At 67.8% G+C, this 3,573-nt stretch carries 4 protein-coding genes; 3 read left to right on the forward strand and 1 reads right to left on the reverse strand.

Annotation, left to right across the window (positions count from 1 at the left end; translation table 11 throughout):
• On the forward strand, positions 1–722 hold a 722-nt coding region (locus tag AC3XYG_RS08030; protein ID WP_489139291.1), incomplete at its 5' end, for a zinc-binding dehydrogenase.
• On the forward strand, positions 722–1,570 hold the full coding sequence (gene fghA / locus AC3XYG_RS08035; RefSeq protein ID WP_489139292.1) for an S-formylglutathione hydrolase: 849 nt from the start codon (positions 722–724) through the stop codon (positions 1,568–1,570). The genes AC3XYG_RS08030 and fghA, both read left to right, overlap by 1 nt.
• A gap of 8 nt (positions 1,571–1,578) precedes the next feature.
• On the opposite strand, the gene AC3XYG_RS08040 is transcribed toward fghA, so the two are convergent.
• Entirely contained in the window at positions 1,579–2,355 is a 777-nt protein-coding gene (locus AC3XYG_RS08040; RefSeq protein WP_489139293.1) for an MBL fold metallo-hydrolase, read from the reverse strand.
• Between the two features lie 180 nt (positions 2,356–2,535).
• Here AC3XYG_RS08040 and AC3XYG_RS08045 point away from each other — a divergent pair.
• Positions 2,536–3,573: Gfo/Idh/MocA family protein (locus tag AC3XYG_RS08045; protein WP_489139294.1), on the forward strand; the 1,038-nt coding region annotated here is incomplete at its 3' end.

Consider the following 3,573-nt stretch of genomic DNA (forward strand, 5'->3'; position numbering starts at 1 on the left):
TGGGCTGTTCGACCTTCTCGAACTTCACCGTGCTGCCGGAGATCGCGCTGGCGAAGGTCAACCCGGACGCGCCCTTCGACAAGATCTGCTACATCGGCTGCGGCGTGACCACCGGCATCGGTGCTGTGATCAATACGGCGAAGGTCGAGGAAGGCGCGACCGCGATCGTGTTCGGGCTCGGCGGCATCGGGCTGAACGTGATCCAGGGCCTGCGGCTGGCCGGGGCGGACATGATCATCGGCGTCGACCTCAACAATTCGAAGAAGGAATGGGGCGAGCGCTTCGGCATGACCCATTTCGTGAACCCGAGCGAGGTCGAGGGCGATCTGGTGCCGTATCTGGTGAACCTGACCAAGCGCGGTGCGGACCAGATCGGCGGCGCGGACTACACCTTCGACTGCACCGGCAACACCAAGGTGATGCGGGCGGCGCTGGAAGCCTCCCACCGTGGCTGGGGCCAGAGCATCGTGATCGGCGTGGCCGGCGCGGGGCAGGAGATCTCGACCCGTCCGTTCCAGCTGGTGACCGGGCGGGTGTGGAAGGGATCGGCCTTCGGCGGCGCGCGGGGCCGGACCGACGTGCCGAAGATCGTCGACTGGTACATGTCGGGCAAGATCGAGATCGACCCGATGATCACCCACAAGCTGCCGCTCGAGCGCATTAACGAAGGCTTCGACCTGATGCATGCGGGCACGTCGATCCGCACCGTGGTCGAATTCTGATGACCGCGCCGGTCCTTCGCAGCAAGCACCGGGCCTTCGAGGGCGAGGTCGGCTTCTACAGCCACGCCTCGTCCGAGATCGGCGGCGAGATGCAGTTCTCGGTGTTCGTGCCGCCGCAGGCGGCCGAACGCCCGGTGCCGGTGCTGGTCTACCTGGCGGGGCTGACCTGCACGGACGAGACCTTCATGACCAAGGCCGGGGCCCTGGGCCATGCGGCCGAATTCGGGCTGATGCTGGTGGCGCCGGACACCAGCCCGCGCGACCGGCGACACCCGGGCGACGATGCATCCTGGGATTTCGGCCTGGGCGCCGGCTTCTATCTCGACGCGACGGCGGCGCCGTGGCGCGACGGTTACCGGATGCACGCCTATGTGACCCGCGAACTGCCGGAGCTGATCGGCCGGCACTTCCCGGCGCAGCGTTCGGCGATGGGCATCTTCGGCCACTCCATGGGCGGGCACGGGGCGCTGGTGGCGGCGCTGCGCAATCCCGGCCTGTACCGGTCGGTGTCGGCCTTCGCGCCGATCGCGGCGCCGTCGCAATGCCCCTGGGGGCAGAAGGCGTTCGGCAACTATCTCGGCCCGGACCAGGCCGCCTGGGCGGAATGGGATGCGACGGCGCTGGTGGAGCAGGGGGCCCGCTGCCCGGAGCTGCTGATCGACCAGGGCGAGGCCGACCAGTTCCTGGCGCGCGAGCTGCATCCCCATCTGTTCGAAGCCGCCTGCAAGGCCGGGGGCCAACCCCTGACCCTGCGCCGCCATGCCGGCTACGACCACGGCTACTACTTCATCTCCAGCTTCATCGCCGACCACATCCGCCACCACGCCGGCACCCTGAACCGGGGCTGAAGCCGGCCCTACAGCGGGAATCGCACCGGCTGACCCCGTTCCAGGGCGGTCAGCCGGGACGCGACGCCGAGCGTGGCGAAGGACGCGGGAAGGTCGGCCGCGCTTTCCTTGAAATGGAACCAGCCCTCGTTGTGGATGGCGACGATGGCGGCCTGCGGGAAGGAGGCGGCCGCCTCCAGCGCATCATTGCTGCCCATGGTCATGCGGAACCGGCCGCGCGGCTCCGCGGCGCCGGTGAACAGCATCACCACCTTCGGCGAGAAGCGGCGCGCCACCTCGGCCATCCCCTCGTACCAGACGGTGTCGCCGGTGATGTAGATCGCATCGCCGGGCTGGTCGACACCCAGCAGGAAGCCGACGACATCGCCGGAGATCGGCTCGATGCCGACCGGGCCGTGCCTCGCCGGGGCGGCGGTGACGAACAGACGTTCCGAATCCTTCCCCTCGATGACCTGCGTTTCAAAGGGCGCAAGGCCCAGCGCGTTGCCGCCCAGCCGGCCCGCCCCGGCCTGGGTGGTATAGGTCGTGCCGACGCTCGGCAGCATGGCGCGCCCGCCGCCATCGAGATTGTCGAGATGATGGTCGTGGCTCAGCAGCACCGCGTCGAGCCGGCCGATCTCCTCGACCGACAGGGCCGGGCCGGAGGTCTTCTCGAACCGCACCGGCACCTCCCGGTACAGGCCGGGCGGGTCGAAGGTCGGGTCGGTCAGCAGGCGCAGGCCGCCGATCTCGACAAGGGCGGTCGGGCCGCCGATCAGGGTGATCGTCAGGGACGATGGGGGCATGGCGCGGGATCCTTTGCGAAGTCCGACCCGTTGCAGATGGGCTGTCCTGCGAATACCCGCAATGTCGGACGTAAGCGGTGCCAATCCCCTTGCCATCGGCGGGGCGGCTGACCGACATTCGGATCGCGCCGGCCGCTTCCATGCGTCCCGGCCCCACGACCCACGACCAGGAGTTTCCCCATGACCGATCCGGTGCGCGTCCTCGTCGTCGGGGTCGGCCATATGGGGCTGTCGCATGCCCTGGCCTATCACCGGCTGGACGGCTTCCAGATCGCCGGCCTCGTCGCCCGCTCGATCCACAAGACCGAGCTGCCGGCGGAGCTGGCGGGCTATCCCCGCTACGCCGATTACGATGAGGCGCTGGCGGCGACCCGGCCGGATGCGGTGTCGATCAACACCTATTCCGACACCCATGCCGAGTTCGCGCTGAAGGCGCTGGATGCCGGCGCCCATGTCTTCATGGAAAAGCCGATCGCGACCACGGTCGAGGATGCCGAACGCATCGTCGCCCGGGCCAAGGAAACCAACCGCAAGCTGGTGATCGGCTACATCCTGCGCGTCCACCCGTCCTGGGTGAAGTTCATCGAGGTGGCGAAGACCCTGGGCAAGCCGCTGGTGATGCGGATGAATTTGAACCAGCAGAGCTCGGGCCCGTCCTGGACCTGGCACCAGAACCTGCTGCAGTCGCTGTCGCCGATCGTCGATTGCGGCGTCCATTATGTCGACGTGATGTGCCAGATGACCGGGGCCCGGCCGGTGCGGGTGCACGGCATCGGCGCCCGCCTGTCCGACGCGGTCGAGATCCACAATTACGGCCATCTCCACGTCGTGTTCGACGATGGCTCGGTCGGCTGGTACGAGGCTGGCTGGGGCCCGATGATGAGCGAGGTCGCCTATTTCGTGAAGGATGTGGTCGGGCCGAAGGGCTGCGTCTCGATCGTCATGCCACAGGAGGGACAGGGCGAGGCCAAGACCGACGCGATCTCCGATTCCGCCGACATCGATCGCCACACCAAGACCAACGCGCTGAAGATCCATTCCTCGGCGATCGACGGCGACAATCATTTCGTCGAGAAAGACCGCTGGATCACCATGGCGGACGAACCCGGCCACCAGGAGCTGTGCGACCGCGAGCAGGAGCTGTTCCTGCGGGCGATCCGCGAGGATCTCGACCTGACCGATTCGATGCAGGCGGCGATCGACAGCCTGCGCATCGTG

The sequence above is a fragment of the Inquilinus sp. genome (genome assembly GCF_057815775.1).

Bases quoted from the DNA above. Each gene is read 5' to 3' on its own strand.
- AC3XYG_RS08040 (WP_489139293.1), bottom strand. From the start codon at position 2,355: ATGCCCCCATCGTCCCTGACGATCACCCTGATCGGCGGCCCGACCGCC.
- fghA (WP_489139292.1), top strand. From the start codon at position 722: ATGACCGCGCCGGTCCTTCGCAGCAAGCACCGGGCCTTCGAGGGCGAG.